Source organism: Nostoc sp. CHAB 5836, from assembly GCF_020829445.1.
Taxonomy (GTDB): domain Bacteria; phylum Cyanobacteriota; class Cyanobacteriia; order Cyanobacteriales; family Nostocaceae; genus Nostoc.
This window is the reverse complement of sequence record NZ_JAIVFV010000045.1, coordinates 1-20,335: the sequence shown is the minus strand read 5'-3', so window position 1 is coordinate 20,335 and position 20,335 is coordinate 1. Positions and strand designations below refer to the sequence as shown.

Below are 20,335 nucleotides of genomic sequence, written 5' to 3'. Positions count from 1 at the left end.
ATATTAAAGCTTCAGAGAAAGTGAAACTTAATCCCAAATTTATTTTAGTAAAACTTAGTTAATTAATCTATACAGATGAACCAACACATTCCTACTTCAAATGATGTACACCCTCCAACTCTAGAGACTATTCAAGTTTGGTTAGTTACCCAATTTGGCGAGCGGCTGGAAATTGATCCTGAAGACATAGATACTTGTGAGCCTTTCGATAACTACGGTCTAAATTCAGCAGAAACAATGATCCTGTTGGGGAAGCTAGAAAGGTGGCTGGGACGAAATTTGAATCCTACTTTAATTTTTAATTACCCAACTATTGCAGAACTTGCCCAGCGATTAGCTGAGGAAACTAGTATTCTATCCAGGGCTATTTCACTCTCATCTAGCCCGCCTCAGAATGAATTCTGAGTCTAATAGCGAAAGTAGTCTAAAGACTACTGAGAAAAGGTTATAGTCCGTTAAAACGCAATACACTTGGGTTAAGCATTCCCATTAATTCTCAGGTGTAAAGAAGTTCGTAGTCAGGACTTTAGTCCTGGGTTTTTAAGCACTGAAGTGCTTACTACAAACTGATCATATTTTATCAGCTACTAAGTAGGTGGGCGCAATTAAAGAGACGTAGCAGTGCGACGTCAAGACAAGGGTTATGGGTAACGCATATTTAATTTCACTCCTATGTCTATTGCTCATTAGTAAAGATTTTAAGCCTATTTGCGTTTCGTAACATACTTTGATTTTTTCGCGCCAACTTACTTAGTACAGATGCAGCATAAAATCGTGGCGAATTGAGGGTTGAAATTTAAACGCATAGGCGCCTCGCCTTCCCGCAGGGTAGGGGCGCAAAGGAACGCAAAGAGAATTCGCTACGAATTTATGAAATATTGTACTTAGTGTTTCAAAGTAATTTCATTTTTATAAACGTAGTGCAACCCAGGAAGATAGTAAAATGGAACCGATCGCAATTATTGGTATTGGCTGCCGATTTCCTGGCGCAAAAGATCCAAAGGCTTTTTGGCAGCTTTTGTGTAACGGAGTTGATGCCATTACAGAGATCCCTAAAAATCGCTGGGATCTGGATAAATACTATGACCCAAACCCGGAAATTCCTGGCAAAACGAACTCACGCTGCGGCGGCTTTTTGCAGCAAGTAGACCAATTTGACCCCCACTTTTTCGGAATTTCACCCAGAGAAGCCATGTCTATGGATCCCCAGCAACGACTCTTATTAGAGGTAGCTTGGGAAGCATTGGAAGATGCTGGACAGGTGCGAGAACAGCTATCCGGCTCACGCACTGGGGTGTTTGTGGGTATTTCCACAAACGATTACAGCTTGATTCAGGGAGAGGGTTATTCCCAACAGATCCAAGGCTACGATTTGACTGGTAATGTGTTGAGCCTTGCGGCTGGTCGTCTTTCCTATGTATTTAACTTTCGCGGCCCAAGCATGGCAATTGATACGGCTTGTTCCTCGTCACTGGTTGCAGTTCACCTGGCCTGCCAAAGTTTATGGAACAAAGAAGCTAGCACGGCTTTGGCTGGCGGTGTGAATATTATTGTTTCACCGACTGGACACATTGGTCTAACTAACCTCAAGGCTTTGTCTTTCGATGGTCGTTGCAAAACTTTTGATGCCGAAGCTAACGGCTATGTTCGCAGTGAAGGGTCTGGTTTCATTGTCCTCAAACCTTTATCGCAAGCTTTGGCAGATCATGACCAGATATATGCCCTGATTCGCGGCAGTGCCATTAACCATGATGGACGCAGTAAGGGATTGACCGTGCCATTCGGCCCTGCTCAAGAAGCACTGATTCGTCAAGCATTGGACAATGCTGGGGTGACACCAGCCGAAATTAGCTATGTTGAGTTGCACGGTACTGGCACTCCTTTGGGAGATCCCATTGAGGCGATCGCCCTAGGAAGTGTTTTGGCTACTGACCGTCCTCCTGGAAATTACTGTGCCGTCGGTTCAGTAAAAAGCAACATTGGGCATTTAGAAGCAGCCTCTGGCATCGCTGGTTTAATTAAAGTTGCGTTATCCCTTAAGCATCAACAGATACCACAAAATCTGCATTTTAACCAGCCTAACCCCTATATTCCTTTTGACACTCTACCCATCCGAGTGCAGCAGTCTTTAACACCTTGGCCTCAAGGGTCTAGTCCAGCCAAGGCTGGCATTAGTTCTTTCGGGTTTTCGGGAACTAATGCTCATATTGTCTTAGAGGAGGCTCCCCAATCCGCAGATATCTCGCAACAACAACAATCTTACTTACTGCCCCTATCAGCCCAGAGCCAGGAAGGTGTCAAATCATTAGCACAAGCGTATCAGAATTTTCTGGAAACTCAAGAACCCAATGGTGTTTCACTGGCAGACATTTGTTATACAGCAAGTGTGCGACGCACTCACTATGAACACCGTCTGGCTTTGGTGGCTGATTCTCTCACACAACTCCAAGAAAAGTTACAAGATTTTTTACAACCCAAGTTAGAGACTAATCAAGCTTCTAATCGCAAGCATCGCCGTCCGAAACTAGTTTTTGTGTTCTCCGGTCAAGGGCCCCAATGGTGGGCAATGGGACGGGAGTTACTAGAACAGGAACCAGTTTTTCGCGCCACTATAGAAGAGTGTGATGCCTTAATCAAATCTCATACTAATTGGTCTTTATTAGCAGAACTGACAACTGATATCTCTGTGTCTCGTTTGCAAGAGACAGAGATTGCCCAGCCAGCAATTTTTGCACTGCAAGTAGCGCTTGTTCGTCTGTGGCGTGCTTGGGGTATTGAGCCAAAAGCAGTAGTGGGTCATAGTCTGGGTGAAGTCGCAGCAGCCCATATTGCTGGCGTTTTGAGTTTAGCAGATGCCGTGCAGCTAATTTGCGATCGCGGTCGCTTGATGCAACAAGCTACTGGCAATGGCAAAATGGCAGCAGTGGAATTGTCAGCAGCAGAAACAGAACGATGGTTGCGTGGATATGAGGGACAATTAGCGATCGCTGCGATGAATAGTCCCACTTCCACAGTCGTTTCGGGAGAACCTGCTGCCATAGAATCATTTCTAGAGTTACTCCAACGCGAACAACCTACGGTTTTCTGCAAGTTGCTACCTGTGAATTATGCCTTTCACAGCCCGCAAATGTTACCCTTTGCTGAGGAATTGGTAGAAACACTAAATCAACTCCAGCCACAAGCCGCAAAGATTCCCATCTTCTCAACCGTCACAGGTCAATCTAGAAATGGTGCAGATTTCGATGCCGCCTACTGGGGACGCAACCTACAGCAACCCGTTCGCTTTGCACGAGCAATTGAGGAACTGGTAAGTGCAGGTCAAACTATTTTCCTGGAAATTAGCCCCCACCCAGTCCTTTCGGGTTATATTTCCCAGTGCCTCACTCATCTTGATCAAGAAGGAACCGTATTATCTTCTCTGCGGCGCGGTCAGCCAGAACGGGCAACGCTACTTAGTTCTTTAGGCAACCTTTACACTTTAGGATTTACTGTTGACTGGAAGCAACTATATCCATCTGAATGTCAGGTTGTTAGCTTACCTTCCTACCCTTGGCAGCGTGAGCGGTATTGGTTTGAAGCAAAACCCCAAACAAAGCTAACAAATAGCAAGACAAATCTGCATCCGCTATTAGGTCAAAAGGTACGTTCAGCCATCAAGGAGACTTTATTCGAGTCAGAATTGAGCATTAATTTACAGCCCTTTCTAGTTGGTCATCAGGTTTATGGCATAGTGGTTTTGCCAGGAGCCGCTTACTTAGAAATAGCTCTAGCTGCGGCGAAGGTAGCTTTTGGCTCAGGATCTTCTCTTCAGCAGGTATTGATTCAGGAACCATTAATTATCCCCGAAGATGCTAGTCGGGTTGTCCAGTTAATTCTGACACCTGAAGGTGTTGGGCAAGCTTCTTTTCAAATATTCAGCCAAGGAGATGATGCAAGCTCTTGGATCCAGCACGCAACTGGAAAAATTCAGACAGGGGAGACAAAATCAGTGGAAATTGTTTCTCTCAAAGACTTCCAGGCACGCTTTCAAGAAGAATTATCAGCCAAAACATACTATCAACATCTGCGAAATCGGGGATTGGAGTATGGAGAGAGTTTTCAAGGAATTGAGCAACTTTGGCGAGGCGATGGAGAAGCTTTGGGGCGGATTCGGCTGCCATTAAGATTAGTTTCAGAAGCGGCAGCATTTGAGTTGCACCCTGTAATAGTGGATTCTGGTTTCCAGCTTTTATTTGCTACCTTAGCTGATGTTGCCGAAGGAGATACTTATCTCCCAGTCGGGTTGGATAATCTGCGGGTATACCGTCGCCTTGAAAGTCAATTGTGGATTCATGGTCAAATACGTCCCCAAGATAGCTCAAATCAAGAAACCCGCATCGGCGATTTGCGGCTTTTTGACGATGCTGGACAAGTAATAGCAGAAATTGAGGGTTTGCACGTCAAGCGTGCCAAAGGTGAAGTACTGCGGCAATTTGCTCAAAAGAATCTAAATAATTGGCTTTATGAAGTAGAGTGGCAACCTAGAGAGCGTCAATCCAATTTGGCTGAATCTGCGCCAAATCATCCAGGTAGCTGGTTACTCTTCGCTGACCAAGAAGGCGCAGCAGCAGCCCTAGCAAGACTTTTGGAAAGTCAGGGCGAAACTTGCATTATGGTCTTCCCCGGTGAACGATATGAGTTATCGAAGGCGGGAGATTACACAATCAATCCTACCTGTGCAGAGGATTTTCAGCAGTTATTCCGCGAGATTTCACAGACATATGAAGCACCGTTGCGTCGAGTAGTCCACTTATGGGCATTGGATACTCCTTCTTTAGAAGAGATCACCGCAGACTCTCTGAAAAATGCCCAGACATTGGGTTGTCAAAGTGTACTGCATTTGGTGCAAGGGCTGACCCAGGTGGAAAAATCGGTCTCTCCCCGGCTGTGGTTGGTGACACAAAATACTCAACCCGTAGAATCGTCAGCTACTCCCTTGGCAGTGGCACACTCAACCTTGTGGGGATTAGGTAGAGCGATCGCCTTAGAACACCCGCAGATTTGGGGAGGAATGGTAGATTTAGCGGCTGGCATCTCTGGTGATGAAGCTGCCACACTATTTACCGAAATTTCCCAGCCGGATAGAGAAGATCATTTAGCTTTCCGCAGGGGACAACGTTATGTCGCCCGCTTGGTTCAAAGTAGTAGTAAATCAGCAGCGCCTTTATCTTTGCACAGCGATCGCACTTACCTAATTACTGGTGGTCTGGGTGGTTTAGGACTGAAGCTTGCTGAGTGGATGGTAGAACAAGGAGCGCGGCACTTAGTATTAATAGGGCGCAGTGGTGCTACTGATGCTACCCGCAAAGCTGTGAACCAGCTAGAACATTCTGGTGCTAAAGTTTTAGTGGCTAAAGGAGATGTTTCTCAACACAGAGATGTTAGCAATATCTTGGCGAAAATTTCCGAATCAATGCCGCCATTGCGAGGCATCATCCATGCTGCGGGTGTTCTTGATGATGGAATGCTGGGCCAACAAGACTGGGAACGCTTTACGAAAGTCATGGCTCCGAAAATCCAAGGAGCTTGGAATCTGCACATTTTAACGCAGAACTTGCCTTTAGACTTCTTTGTAATGTTTTCATCAGTAGCCTCCTTGCTTGGCTCACCAGGACAAGGAAACTATGCCGCCGCCAATGCTTTTTTAGATGCACTTGCCCATTATCGCTACGCTCAAGGATTACCAGCGTTAGCTATCAACTGGAGTACCTGGGCAAAAGTGGGAATGGCCGCTAACTTGGGTAGTCAAGAGCAACAACGTTTGGCCGCAATGGGGATGGATACCATTGCACCACAGCAAGGATTACAAGTATTGGGACAATTACTTCAACAGTCATCCGCCCAGGTTGGGGTAGTACCTGTGGAGTGGTCGCAATTTATGCAGCAATTTTCTGCGGATACCGTCCCAGCGTTGCTTACCGAGTTAGGCTCACAACCCAAAGCTGAACCACCATCGGTACAACAGCTAGAGTTTGTCCAGCGATTAGAAAAAGTTTCTGTGCGCGATCGCCACGAAATGTTACTTGCTCACGTCCAAGACCAAGTTGCGAAAGTTTTGGGTCGAGGTTCGTCCCATTCCTTAGAGCCACATCAAGGTTTCTTCGACATCGGTATGGACTCCCTAACCTCCGTCGAGTTGCGAAACCGTCTGCAAACTTCTCTAGGGCGCTCTCTGCCTTCAACATTAATCTTTGACTATCCAACTCTCGATACTCTTGCTAAGTATCTGGCTAATGAGATGTTTTTTGTGAAACAGTCTACAGAATTGCCCACAGCGATCGAGAACAATCATCATCAACAGATTATCACCTCGGCAGAACTCAAACAGCTTTCAGAAGAAGATGCAGAAGAATTACTGCTCAGAGAATTAGAAAACATTAGACATCTGATGAAAATGAATGTAGAGACGTAGCAGTGCTACGTCTCTACAAGGGTTCGGGGTAACGCATATTTAATTTCTACCAGATGTCTATTAGTCAACAAGCTCACCTATAAGGCAATACAGTTCAGTCAAGCATTTTTCCTTCTCTCTGCGTTCTCTGCGCCTCCGTGGTTCGTTAAAAATAATTTGCCAATTTTTCACCTCCTAATATAGAAAAACGTATTGATATGACTAACAACTTAGAAAACTCCCAACCTCTATCCCCAACAAAACGCGCTCTTTTGGCCTTGCAAGAAATGCAAGCCAAACTAGAAGCCAACGAACGTGCCAAGACAGAACCAATAGCCATTATTGGTTTAGGTTGCCGATTTCCAGGAGGCAGCAACGATCCAGAATCATACTGGCAGATGTTGCGTAATGGGATAGATACCATTAAAGAAGTACCCGCAGACCGTTGGGATATTGACGCTTACTATGACCCAAATCCTGATGCTACAGGGAAAATGTATGTCCGCAATGCCGGATTTCTAGACCAGGTAGATCAGTTTGACCCACAGTTTTTTGGGATTGCGCCTCGGGAAGCTGTGAATATGGATCCGCAGCAACGGCTACTCTTAGAAGTGAGTTGGGAAGCCCTAGAAAATGCTGGGCTGGCACAGGAGGGGCTAGTTGGTAGTCCAACTGGGGTTTTTGTCGGCATTATGAATTTGGATTATTTCCAGGTAGCAGCCAATGACCCCAGTCTTGCCGATGCCCATACTGCCACAGGTAGCGCTTTTAGCGTTACTTCTGGTAGATTATCTTACACTCTAGGTCTACAAGGGCCAAGCATGGCAATAGATACAGCCTGCTCTTCGTCCTTGGTAACAGTCCATATAGCTTGCCAGAGTTTACGCACAAAAGAGTGTAATTTAGCTCTAGCTGGGGGAGTGAATTTGATTTTGACACCTGTCGTAACTATTAATGAATGCCGAGCGAGGATGCTAGCTGCCGATGGTCGCTGTAAAACCTTTGATGCTGCGGCTGATGGCTATGCACGGGGAGAAGGGTGCGGGATTGTAGTCCTCAAACGCCTCAGTGATGCGATCGCTGATGGTGACAATATTTTAGCCCTAATTCGGGGATCAGCAGTCAACCAAGACGGTCGTAGCGGCGGTTTGACGGTTCCCAATGGCCCATCTCAGCAAGCAGTAATCCGCACAGCTCTAGCTAACGCTGGGGTAGCGCCCAATCAGGTGAGTTACGTCGAAGCCCACGGCACAGGTACATCTCTAGGAGACCCCATCGAATTGCGAGCCTTAGCAGCAGTATTAGGTCAGGGACGCTCTCCAGACCAGCCGTTGATAGTTGGTTCAGCTAAAACCAACATCGGACATTTGGAAGCAGCAGCTGGGGTGGCGGGTTTAATCAAGTTAGTGCTGGCTCTGCAACATCAAGAAATACCACCTCATCTACATTTACATAACCCTAATCCTTATATACCGTGGGCAGAACTACCAATCAAAATTTCTACAGAACTCACTCCCTGGTCTTCGCCCAACGGATCGCGCATCGCGGGTCTGAGTTCCTTCGGTTTTAGTGGCACTAATGCTCATTTGGTGGTTGAAGAAGCGCCAACCCGTCAGCAAAAGCCCAAGGAAGTAGAACGCCCCCTACACCTGCTAACTCTCTCGGCAAAAACGGAAGGCGGATTACAAAAGTTAGCCAGTAAATTTTACACCGCACTCAAAGCCGATCCCGATCTGAACTTAGCTGATGTCTGCTTTAGTGCCAATACAGGTCGCTCTGTATTTGCTAATCGTCTAGCAGTAACAGCTGAAAATTCCGATCAGATATGCCAACAGCTAGCAGCCTTCAGCAGTGGTAATCATCTATCGGGAGTGTTGAGTGGGCAACCTCAAGACAGTCGTCGGCCTAAGATTGCCTTTTTGTTCACCGGACAAGGTTCGCAATATGTAGGCATGGGACGCCAACTCTATGATACCCAGCCGACTTTCCGCCAAGCCCTAGAGCGCTGCGATGCGATCTTGCGTCCTGATCTACCAAAACCCCTATTGTCTGTAATTTATCCCGCCACAGGTGAGAATTCCCCTCTCGACCAAACACTTTACACCCAACCAGCTTTATTTGCCTTGGAATATGCTCTATATGAATTATGGCGCTCTTGGGGAATTGAACCCAATGCCGTGATCGGTCACAGTGTCGGCGAATATGTCGCGGCTTGTGTAGCTGGAGTGTTCAGCTTAGAAGATGGGTTGAAGTTGATTGCCGATCGCTCCCGTTTGATGCAAGCATTACCACCGGGGGGTGAGATGGCGGCGGTATTTGCATCCCAAGAACAGGTAAGGGCAACAATCGCTCCCTATAGTCAGCAAGTGGCGATCGCGGCGGTTAATGGCCCACAAAATATAGTCATTTCCGGTGAAGGGGTGGCTTTACAGGCGGTGTTAAAGGAATTAGAAGCCGAAGGAATAGTGACTCGTCCCTTAACAGTATCTCATGCCTTTCATTCTCCCCTGATGGAGCCGATGCTAGCGGAGTTTGAGCAGAAAGCAGCAGCAGTAACTTATGCGACTCCCCAGATAGACTTGATTTCCAATGGGACTGGAGAAATTGTACAGGGAGCAGAAATAGGTCAAGCTAGCTATTGGTGTCGTCATGTGCGGCAGACGGTGCGATTTGCCGCAGGTATACAAACACTTGTTGCACAAGGGTATGAACTGTTTGTGGAAATCGGCCCAAGTCCCATACTGATCGGTATGGGGCGGCAATGTTTACCAGAAGGAACAGGGGTTTGGTTATCAAGCTTGCGTCGTGGGCAAAAAGATTGGCAGCAGTTGCTTGAGAGTTTAGCGTCGCTGTATGTCCAAGGTGTGAAAGTGGACTGGTCTGGCTTTGACCACGATTATCAACGCGATCGCTTGCCTTTGCCTACCTATCCCTTCCAAAGAAAGCGTTATTGGTTTGAGAGCCAAGTACCCAAGCAGCCAGAAGTACAGATTGGATCAAACAAAAATGTTGAATACCCGATTCACAATCTTTTACAATCTGGAGATACCCAACAACTAGCTCGGAAGTTAGAAATAGTTGAACAACTGCCAGCATCACTTGTGCAATCCATCCTGGAAAGTATGCAGTTAGCTCAACTTTCTCAACGTATTGTCCAGCTTTCTCCAGACAGATATGAGCTACTTAAACAGTTGCTCTTACAAGACCAGCAGCACTTGATTCCAGATTATCTGAGTGATTCATTATACGAGGTGCAGTGGCAACCCCAAGAGCATTTGAGTGTACCGCCTGTTTCCGTTAAGCAACCGGGCAAATGGCTGATATTCGCAGATCGGGCTGGCGTAGGACAGGCCCTTGCAGAACTGCTGCGATCGCGCGGTGAAAAATATGTCATGATTTATCCTGGCGAAGCCTATGAAATTTTAGAAGGCGGACATCGGAAAATCAACCCAGCAAATCCTCAAGACTGTCAACGACTATTGCAGGAAACTCTCGGAAATAATGGTCTATTGTGTCGGGGAATAGTGCATCTGTGGAGTTTAGATGCAGCAATGGACGACCAAATTACACCATCTTCTTTAGAGAAAGCGCAACTACTGGGCTGTGGCAGTGTGCTGCATCTTGTTCAAGAACTGGTCAAACAGAGTAAGTCCGCATTAACTCGGATATGGTTGATAACTTCTGGCACACAAGTAGTGGAAACAAAACCTGTTTCTCTAGCAGTAGCTCAAGCACCTTTGTGGGGAATGGGCCGGGCGATCGCACTGGAGCATTCTGAAGTTTGGGGAGGGTTGATAGATTTAGATCCGAGTATCTCTAGCGATCGGCAAGCTGTTTCTCTCTTAACAGAAATTTGGCAGCCTGATGGCGAAGATCAACTCACCTTACGCGGCGAAAAACGCTATGTTGCTCGTTTGGTGCAAAGCAATAAACCGCCATCTAAACCTGTGCAATTGCAAGCTGATGGTACTTACCTAATTACTGGCGGCTTGGGCAGTTTAGGGCTGAAAGTTGCCCAGTGGCTGGTAGAACAAGGGGCGCGAAACTTGGTGCTAATAGGGAGGCGGGGTCTTCCCGATCGCGCTGCGTGGGCAACCTTGCCAAAGAATAGCGAAATCTGGGAACGGGTGCAAGCTATTCAAGCCTTAGAAAATATGGGTGCTAATGTTGTCGTCGCTCAGGCTGATGTTAGCAACCAGGCTCAAATCTCTGCGGTCTTTGAACAGTTACACAATGGTCAAATTCCTTTAAAAGGAATTGTTCATGCTGCTGGAATAGCTGAGTATAAACCCTTACAAGATATCAGCCTTAAGACCCTTGAATCCACTCTGCAACCGAAAGTAGCGGGTGGGTGGCTTTTACATCAACTTAGTTTGGGGATGAATTTAGATTTCTTCGTTTGCTTCTCCTCAATTGCTTCAGTGTGGGGTTCTAGAGGACAAGCACATTACGCTGCTGGCAATCACTTTCTCGACGCCCTTGCGCATTATCGCCAAGCCCTTGGAGTACCAGCTTTAAGTATAAATTGGGGCCCTTGGGCAGGTGGTGGGATGGCTTCGGAAGAAACCCAAACCTTATTGAAGCGGATGGGGTTAGAACCTTGGCAACCAGAAGAAGGGATTGCAGTCCTAGCAGAACTTTTGGGTACAAACATTGTCCAAGCAACAGTGGCTAAGGTTGACTGGAATATCTTCAAAGCAGTTTATGAAGTCAAGGGAGAGCGATCGCTGCTCAAACAAATGGGCACACAGCCACAAGAACAGGTAGCATCGCGCCCACAGTTTTTAGAGCAATTGGATGCCCTACCAGCCAATAAACGTCAAAGTTTCTTAATTGCTCATCTCCAAAGCCAAGTTGCTGAGGTTTTAGGACTAGAGACATCCCATCTGGCAGACGTACAACAGGGCTTTCTCGAACTAGGCATGGATTCTTTAATGGCTGTGGACTTGAAGAATCGCCTTGAAGTCAGTTTGGGACAATCCTTAAGTTCAACACTAGTTTTTAACTATCCAAATATTGAGGTTCTAGCTAATCACCTGGCTACCCACATTCTTTCCCTAGAGCCATCGACACAACAGGAGTTACAAAAAGATCCCAAAGAATTGTCTCAAGCTTCAGTAGAGCTAGAACAATTTTCGGAAGACGAATTGGCTTCATTACTAGACGCAGAATTAGCCGCCTTGGTTAATTAGGGATGTAGGGAGGGTAATGTTTTAAAGCTGACGTGCCAGTAGTCTATCGCATTAGTTATGAGTGGTGAAAAAGTTCGTAGTAAGGACTTTAGTCCTAAATTTTTAAGCACTGAAGTGCTTACTACAAACTCATCAAAATTAATAATACAGACCACTAGTTAGGTTGCCTTTCGCTCCTCAAGAGATTTTTACTCTACTGCATCAGAAATGCTTAATTTCCCGATAACTCTTTAAACATCCTCAGAAATTATTAAAATGAATAATATTTCCGAAACTATTGACCATCGCGATCGCTTAAAAAATGCACTGCTGGCAGTCAGAGAAATGCGCTCTAAGCTTGAGGCTATGGAGCGTGCCAAGACAGAGCCAATTGCCATTATTGGTATGGGTTGCCGATTTCCTGGTGCTAACAATCTGCAAACATTCTGGTCTCTGCTTCATGACGGAGTGGATGCCATCACTGAGGTTCCAAAAGATCGATGGAACATTGATGAATTCTACGATCCAGACCCTGATGCACCAGGAAAAATGTATGTTAAAAATGCCGGGTTTCTAGACCAAGTAGACCAGTTCGATGCCCAATTCTTTGGCATTACCCCCCGGGAAGTTGAGAACATGGATCCCCAGCAGAGGCTGTTGTTGGAGGTCAGCTGGGAGGCGATTGAGCAGGCTGGCATTGCACCCGATCGCTTGAGGAATAGCCAAACCGGGGTATTTGTCGGCATTACCACCAATGATTATTTGCAACTCCAGATTGGGTCTAGCGATCGCAGCAAAATCGATGCCTACAGTGCTACAGGCAATTGTCTCAACGCTGTAGCTGGTCGCTTATCATATACTTTGGGTCTACAGGGGCCAAGTATGGTGGTGGATACGGCTTGCTCATCTTCACTGGTAGCCATCCATTTAGCCTGCCAAAGTCTGCGTAGCCAAGAGTGCAATCTCGCCTTCGCTGGTGGGGTGAATCTCATTCTGTCACCAATTGCGACCATTGCCACTTGTCGAGCCAGAATGTTAGCCGCCGATGGTCGTTGCAAGACTTTTGATGCTGCGGCCGACGGCTTTGCCAGGGGAGAAGGATGTGGGGTTGTTGTTCTCAAGCGCCTTAGTGATGCGATCGCTGACGGTGACAATATCTTAGCCCTGATTCGGGGATCGGCGGTTAACCAAGATGGCCCCAGTAGTGGTTTGACAGTTCCCAATGGAGTCGCCCAGCAAGCACTAATCCGTAAAGCCTTGGCTAACGCTGGGGTAGAACCTGGACAAATTAGCTATGTCGAAGCCCACGGGACAGGAACATCTTTAGGAGATCCGATTGAAGTCGAGTCTTTGGGGGCAGTGTTGTGCCAAGAGCGATCGCCACAGGAGCCTTTAATCATTGGCTCGGCAAAAACCAACATTGGTCACTTAGAATCAGCAGCAGGGGTGGCGGGACTGATCAAGGTGGTGCTGGCACTGCAACATCAAGAGATACCCCCTCATCTACACCTAAAAAATCCCAATCCTTTGATCCCGTGGGCAAAGCTGCCAGTGCTAGTGCCAACCGAGCGATCGCCTTGGACTTCTGGAGATAAACCCCGGATTGCTGGGTTGAGTGGGTTTGGTGTAACTGGTACTAATGCTCACCTTGTCATCGAAGAAGCCCCTAGCCGCCAGCAGCAGTCCAATGAAGTAGAACGCCCCTTACATCTGCTCAGTCTCTCGGCGAAAACTGAAAGCGGATTACAGGAGTTAGTTGTTAACTTTTACACAGCCTTCAGAGCTAATCTTGACATAAACCTAGCCGATGTCTGTTTTACTGCCAATACAGGCCGCTGTGTATTTGCCCATCGTTTGGCGGTGGTGGCTGAAGACTTAAATCAGATGTGTGAACAGTTAGCAGCCTTCAACCTTGGGCAAAATCCTCGTGGCTTCCTCAAAGGGCAAGTTGATAAATCCCGTCAACCCAAGGTGGCCTTTTTGTTCACCGGACAAGGTTCGCAATATGTAGGCATGGGACGCCAACTCTATGATACCCAGCCGACTTTCCGCCAAGCCCTAGAGCGCTGCGATGCGATCTTGCGCCCTTATCTGCCAAAACCCCTATTGTCTGTAATTTATCCCGCACCAGGTGAGAATTCCCCCCTCGACCAAACACTTTACACCCAACCAGCTTTATTTGCCTTGGAATATGCTCTATATGAATTATGGCGCTCTTGGGGAATTGAACCCAATGCCGTGATCGGTCACAGTGTCGGCGAATATGTCGCGGCTTGTGTGGCTGGAGTGTTCAGTTTAGAAGATGGGTTGAAGTTGATTGCCGATCGCTCCCGTTTGATGCAAATACCGCCGGAGGGTGAGATGGCGGCGGTATTTACATCCCCAGAACAGGTAATCGCACCCATGTCTAATACTCAGGAAGTGGCGTTGGCCAAGCCCGCCATAGGCAGTGAGTTAGTCTATCATGAACCCCAAATAGACTTAATTTCCAATGTGACTGGACAACTAGTGCAGGAAGGAGAAATTGGTCAAGCTAGTTATTGGCGTCGTCATCTAGGGCAGCCAGTACGATTTGCCACAGGGATGGAGACACTTTTTGCCCTTGGGTATAACCTATTTGTGGAAATTGGCCCAAATCCAGTACTTATAGGCATGGGGCAACAGTCTTTACCTGATGGCGTGGGAGTTTGGTTGCCTTCTTTACGTCGCGGACAAAACGATTGGCAGCAGTTGCTTGAGAGTTTAGCCTCGCTGTATGTTCAAGGTGTAAAGGTGGACTGGTCTGGCTTTGACCACGATTATCAGCGTAGCCGGATACCTCTGCCTACTTATCCCTTTCAACGCCAACGTTTCTGGATTGAAACTACAGCAGTCACTAAGCAAGAGTCAGTTCCAGTTCAGAAGCGAGAAATTCCTGCCATCAGCATCTCTGATACAACCCTAGAGGAGCGTATTTTGGCTCTAGCAGCTAAGACAACTGGACTGAAGTTGGAGCAATTAAATTTGGATATTTCCCTAGAGGCAGACCTGGGATTGGATTCAATCATGATGATGCAACTGATGAGCGGTCTCATAAAACTGGTTCCAGCAGAACAACAGACAGCATTTAGTCGCAAGTTCTCTTTGCGAGATTTGATGCAGTTACAGACATTGAGGCAAGTAATTCAGATATTTGAAGAGTGGCAAACCTCGGATGAGCAAAACATCGTCACTGGTGGAGATGCTGTAGTTATTAACCCAGAAAAAGTCACTACACAGCAGGGTGAAATAAATAACGCAAAGCCTCTCTCCCTATGGGGGAGAGGTTCTAATGTGGAAATGCTTCATGGACAGTATTTTCACTTATTAGGTCACTGGGTGGTAAATTCCAACAGCCTGTTTTCTAGTTTGCGTTTACAAGGGCCTTTCGACTTAGATATTGCTTGGCAGAGTTGGAAAGACTTACTATTTCGCCATCCCATGTTGCGATCGCGCTTCCATGTTCCAGAGGGTGCGACTCGCTTTAATGAATACTTAATGGAAGTTATGGAAGATCCAATTCCTCCAGAAATTCCAGTTACAGATCTTAGACATCTTGACAGTGATGCTAAAGAGCAGGCTGTACAGGCAGAAGTTGATCGCTGGTTAAATTATGAATGGCCCCTAACTGCATGGCCATTGCATCAATTTTCTGTATTGCGCTTAGAAGATTCCGTATATCAGCTATTTTTAGGCAACGAACACCTAATTTCTGATGCTCTGGGAAATCATCTTATATTGCGTGAATTTCTCGAAATTTATCGCGCAAATATCTGCAATGAGCAGCCTGATCTGCCTCCAGCTACGACCTTAGAAGATTACAGCCAATTAGTGCAAGCCATGAACGCTTGGCACGATCCCGAAGAAGACCGAGCGCTGGCAGCTTATACTAGTAGCCAAGGTAAGGATTCTTACTTCTGGAACCCCAAAGGCGATATTGTTGACCACCCACGCCCCCAATTCCATACTCAACGGTACATTCTCGGACGCGATCGCACTGCTAAACTGATTGAACGTACTCGTGACTGGCGATTACCTGTAAATTCTTTGCTATTAGGAGCTTTTCTGCGAGCCGTTGTCAAATTGCAGCAGTCTTCACAATCTGTAATCCTTCAAGTCCCCACTAGCGGTAGAGTTTATCCTGGTGCAGATGCTTCATCTGTCGTCAGTAGTTTCGCGCAGAATTTAGCCCTGAGTTTTACACCACCACAACCGGATGAAGATTGGCAAATTCTGTTAAACCGTGTGCATCAAGAAGTTCAAAATGGCATCGCCATCGGTCTAGATCGAGCGCAGACTCGCCAGATGGGGCTGATGTTCCGGGACAATATAGCCTTAGAAGACGGCAAAATCCCTGAGCATAGTTTATCTATGTTTAGGAGCGTCTTGAAATCAAATTTATACTTTCCCTACACAGGGCATACGCATATCAAAACTCAATACGGCCCTGTAGAAGTAATTGATTATCAAGCAGGTGGCATAAATGCTGTTGGAACCATTGATATATTACAAGAGATATTCGACGGCAGTTTGCATCTGTTTGCTAGTTATGACTACAATTTCTTCGACTTGTCGCTTATTGATCAGTTAATGCAGGAATACATTGCTCAGATAGAGGAATTATGCTCACTGACAATTCAACCCCAACAGCCAACAGAACTGGTGTCAGTATCACAAGCAGATGCGAAAATTGAGTCCACAATTCGACAGGTGGCAGAGGAAATTTGTCACTACCAAATTAGTTCTGAGGAAATGGACAAAGATATGGAGGCGGATTTAGGTGTAGATTCCCTGGAACGTATCCGCATTATTACCCGCTTGGAAAAGCTAATTGGGAAAGTCGATCGCCAAGCGTTACTAAGTTGCAGGAGTTTGCAAGAAATGGTAAATACACTCAGCGAATTTTAGATTTTAAATAGGACTTACGCAAGTGTCACAAAGAATAAAAGCTTTTAGTTTGTAGTCAGGGATTCAGCCCTGATGAAAGAGGACTAAAGTCCAATAGGGTTCACAAAAGGGCTGAAACTCTTTTTTTTACGAACCACAGAGGCGCAGAGAACACAGAGCGTAAGAGAAATAGTAGGTTGGGTTGAGTGTAAGCGAAACCCAACAAAGCCTTGATAATGTTGGGTTTCGTTCCTCAACCCAACCTACGCAAATTTATTTTTACGGCTTAACCCAAGGGTATTGAGAATAGATCTAAAATCCAAAATTTAAAACTTTACTAGGAAATTATTGAGATGAGCAATATTACAGAAATTCCTTACCTGAAAATTGTAGAACAGGTTCAGCAAACACCGGAAGCGATCGCAGTTCTACATCAACAAACTAAACTTACTTACGCCCAGTTACATCGCCTTTCTAATCAGCTGGCCAATTATTTGCGGACTCAGGGTGTAGGGCCAAACACTCTTGTTGGCATCATGACACAGCGCAATCCTTTAATGCTAGTGGGAATTTTGGGGATTCTCAAGGCTGGTGGGGCTTATGTTCCTCTTGACCCCTCCTACCCAGGCGATCGCATTCGTTACATTCTCGAACACGCCAAGATTGACACTTTGCTAACTGAGTATCAAGTAACTAACAAACTTGAAGAGTGTTTGAATGCAGCGTCACCATTGCATACTTTGCTGTTTTTAGACGATGGCGACACGTTCAGTCCCAGCAAAAAACTAAACTTACTTAGTAAAGATACTTGGTCTACTTTCTCAGATCAAGATCCGCCCTATACTAATGATGCCGATGATTTGATGACGGTTCTATATACTTCTGGCTCCACCGGACGCCCCAAAGGAGTAATGCTCAACCATCGGGGTTATATGAACCGCCTGCGCTGGATGCAAAATACATTCAGCCTGAAACCTGGAGACAGAGTTGCTCAAAAAACTTCTTTCTGTTTCGATATCTCCGTTTGGGAACTTTTCTGGACGTTGATGGAGGGAGCGACTATTTGCCCAGTAGAAAGGGAAACAGTGATCAATCCTTGGAAATTCGCTCAGTGGATTAAGGATACCCAAATCAATGTTATGCACTTCGTACCTTCATTGTTTGGCGAATTTATCAGTGCTTTAGAAGATGAATCTTGGGAATTTCCTGGCTTGCGCTGGTTAATTTTTAGTGGTGAAGCTTTGCCTTTACCTTTTATCCAACGTTGGATTGACAAGTATGGAACGGATACTGGACTAGCAAATCTCTATGGGCCAACTGAGGCATCCATTGACGTGACTGCTCATATTATTGAGCAACGTCCTAATGAACAGGTGACTAATCAAATTCCCATCGGCAAAGCCATTGATAATGTTTACATCAAGATTCTAGATGAGCAAATGCAGCCAGTGGTACCTGGGCATTTGGGAGAACTTTGGATTGGAGGTGTACAACTTGCCAAAGGTTACTTAAATGATTTGCAACGCACATCAGAAGCTTTTCGCCTCAATCCCTTTCCCCAGATTCCCGGACAGTATCTCTATCGGACTGGGGATTTGGCGAAGGAATTGCCAGACGGTAGTTTTGAATATCACGGACGGATTGACAACCAGGTAAAAATTCGGGGTTTTCGTGTAGAACTAGGAGAAATTGAGAGCGTTCTTAATACTCATCCAGCAGTGCGCGAAGCCGCAGTTTTAGCTGTAGATTATGGGGCTGGGCAGAAGAGATTGATCGCTTGGTTGTCTGGAAACAAGGTGGATAATCGACAAATCAAGGAACATCTCTCCCAACTACTGCCTGATTATATGATTCCCCAACGTGTGGAATGGTTGCCCAGTCTGCCTAAAAATCATAATGGCAAGCTGGATCGTAACGCTCTCCAGGCGCTGCCCAATAAGAGTCAGCCGAAACCAAAACCGGGTGAAACCATTGATGCTGCTCAAGAATACTTACCACTGGGGCCAGCGCAGCAATGGCTGGTGACATACTTCGAGCCTCCCTATCAGTGGACGGGGTATACACGTTTTCGCTACCGCCAAGCTTTGAATCTGGACGTTTTCAACAAAGCTTTCAACTTGATGATGGCACGGCATCCTGCTTTGCGTACTTTGTTTGTACAACGCAATGGAGAATGGCAGCAGCAAATCATGGGTACAGAAAAGCAATTTCCTGTAGATTTCTTTGATGGTAGTCACCTGAGTGCAGCCGGGCGCGATCGCGAAATTCGCTCTCGCATAGAGCAAAGCAGTCAAAAACTGCGTCTTGAAGAGTGGCCGCTATTAGCAACAATCGTAGTCAAAGTTGATGAATCAACCTCCGACATCACCATGATTGCCCACCATATCATCGCTGATATGCTGAGTACAACTGTCCTATTTAAAGAACTTTGGTACGCTTACGACCAGATTTTGGTGGGTGGTGTGCCTAGTTTTGAAAACCCCTCGCCACCTTCCTACGCAGATTTTGTCCGTCTGCTTGTGGAAGAAGACAAAAAAGGAGCTTTGTCCAGCCATGTTGATTATTGGAAATCTCAATTTCCTTCTCGACAATATGCGTTTTATGTTCCCTTTGACCATGTCAAGGGGACTAACATCGAAGCTTCTGCTGCTACTGAACGATTCACTCTCACCAAAGCTCACAGTGACACACTGTTACGCAAAGCTAAACAGCACTATGGTTGCAATCTTTATACACTTTTACTTGCTCCCTTATATCAACTGACGGCTGTTTGGTGTGGCACTTCTTGGGTAGTATTGAGTCATCGTAGCCACGGTAGAGATTTGGGCGATAACCAAATTTTCTGGGAAAGCTTTGGTAACTTCGCAGTAAATTTCCCCGTTGGGGTGATGATAAACTATGAGGAAAAGTGGGAGAAAACCATCAACCATATCAAAGATGGTTTTGATGCACTGCCAATGAACGGCGTCACCTTTGATTGGATATGCGATCGCTTGCCAAATTATATCTATCCTGATGCTAATCTGACATCGATTAGAGCCAATTACCTGGGAAATCGCACCCAACCTGTGTTTGATTTGTTTGAGTTCATTGAGGAAGACCGCGATCGGCGTTTGTCCCCTCCTGAACAAAAACGCACAACCTTGTTAGAGTTCTTCTTTTCCATTATCGATGGCATTTTCCATTTAGAAATCGAATACTCTCGCAATTTTCATCTTCCTGCAACCATCAATCAATTGGGCAAGCAATACTTGGATCTGATAGAGAATATGCTTGCAGTTATATCGCCAATAGAAGAAGGCGTTCGGCAGCGCAAATAACTCTAGGGAGTACTTGTGACGCAAGTCGTCGTTGCTGTTTACTCGAATGCTCAAAATAATTCCTCCATTCCTGGATTCAGCAACGCCAACATATTACTCTGACTGCAAATATATAACTCAATACAGTTGAGTTAAGCATTTCTTTGTTCTCTTTCTTTGCGTTCTTGGCGTCCTTGGCGTCCTTGGCGGTTCGTTAAAAAAATTGACTTTGGCAAAAAGTTTTAGCCTTAACTGAACTGTATTGATATATAACTTTACCAAAACAATGCAGGAAATTTCTTCAAAAGCATCAACTTCTCCGTTTTCCATAGGTTTACCAGCCTTATATATTATCGGTTTTATTTCCGGTATTTCTATGGGGCTGTTTACTCCCTTTATCTCAACGCTCATGGCTCAACATCAAGTTGATGATGTCTGGATTGGAGCTAATTCCACAGTATACTTTATGTCGATAACTCTGGGCGCACCCTTGGTGGCATATATATTGCGTCAATTAGGCTTGCGTAAAA

At 45.9% G+C, this 20,335-nt stretch carries 5 protein-coding genes and 1 pseudogene; all 6 read left to right on the top strand.

Features of this window, described 5'->3' with window-relative positions:
* Positions 1-75 precede the first annotated feature (75 nt).
* Positions 76-405, top strand: a complete 330-nt coding sequence (locus LC605_RS11650; protein WP_229547699.1) for an acyl carrier protein — start codon at positions 76-78, stop codon at positions 403-405.
* Positions 406-943: 538 nt separating this feature from the next.
* Positions 944-6,451, top strand: coding sequence for a type I polyketide synthase (locus LC605_RS11645; protein ID WP_229547698.1), 5,508 nt, complete (start codon positions 944-946; stop codon positions 6,449-6,451).
* Positions 6,452-6,648: 197 nt separating this feature from the next.
* Entirely contained in the window at positions 6,649-11,622 is a 4,974-nt protein-coding gene (locus tag LC605_RS11640) for a type I polyketide synthase (protein ID WP_229547697.1), read from the top strand.
* Between the two features lie 255 nt (positions 11,623-11,877).
* The gene (locus tag LC605_RS11635; protein WP_229547696.1) at positions 11,878-16,527 is read left to right on the top strand and encodes a type I polyketide synthase; all 4,650 of its coding nucleotides are present in this window, start codon (positions 11,878-11,880) and stop codon (positions 16,525-16,527) included.
* Positions 16,528-16,859: 332 nt separating this feature from the next.
* On the top strand, positions 16,860-19,826 hold the full coding sequence (locus LC605_RS11630; RefSeq protein ID WP_229547695.1) for an amino acid adenylation domain-containing protein: 2,967 nt from the start codon (positions 16,860-16,862) through the stop codon (positions 19,824-19,826).
* Between the two features lie 265 nt (positions 19,827-20,091).
* A pseudogene (locus LC605_RS11625) lies at positions 20,092-20,335 on the top strand (MFS transporter); the annotation flags it as partial.